The organism is Bacillus haikouensis (genome assembly GCF_013179555.1).
Taxonomy (GTDB): Bacteria; Bacillota; Bacilli; order Bacillales; family Bacillaceae_B; genus Rossellomorea; species Rossellomorea haikouensis_A.
On the sequence record NZ_JABMCR010000636.1, the window covers coordinates 1 to 508 of the forward strand.

Here is a 508-nt window from a genome sequence, read left to right on the forward strand (position 1 = left end):
GGCGACCGAACGTCGGCTAAAACAAAGTCCTCTTTGCCGGACTTCAGTAATTCATCAATATCCATTTCCTTGAACAAGGCGCTTCACCTCTTTTTGATTTGTTAGTCCAGTATGGTAAGGATTTATATATATAATAAGCTTACTTTTATACTAATCTATTCACACGCTATTTTCTATCGGGATAAGAAAGAATATTGCTTCAATTCTAAATTTGGGAGGTTCCCTTCCGGTGCAGTCACTAGTTTTTCAATGTTGTAAATAACCGAACTAACCTAAAAAAAACACCTTCATGATCCTGATGAAGGTGTTAGACTAATGTTAATGCATCTTTGTCCGCAATAATCGTGACGTTGTGGTGATTTCTGAGAATGGAAGCCGGGAAGCTTTCCGTTACTTCATTCTCAAGCAGCTTCTTCATGGCTTCCTGCTTTGAACTCCCTGAAACGAGCAGCAGGATTTCCCTGCTTTTCATGATGGTTGAGATGCCCATCGTGATTGCCTGACTTGG

Annotated in this window: 1 protein-coding gene; it reads right to left on the minus strand. The window is 40.4% G+C overall.

Annotated features, from left to right (window positions below):
* Positions 1-307 precede the first annotated feature (307 nt).
* On the minus strand, positions 308-508 hold a 201-nt coding region (locus HP456_RS24805), incomplete at its 5' end, for a 6-phosphogluconolactonase (protein WP_172255952.1).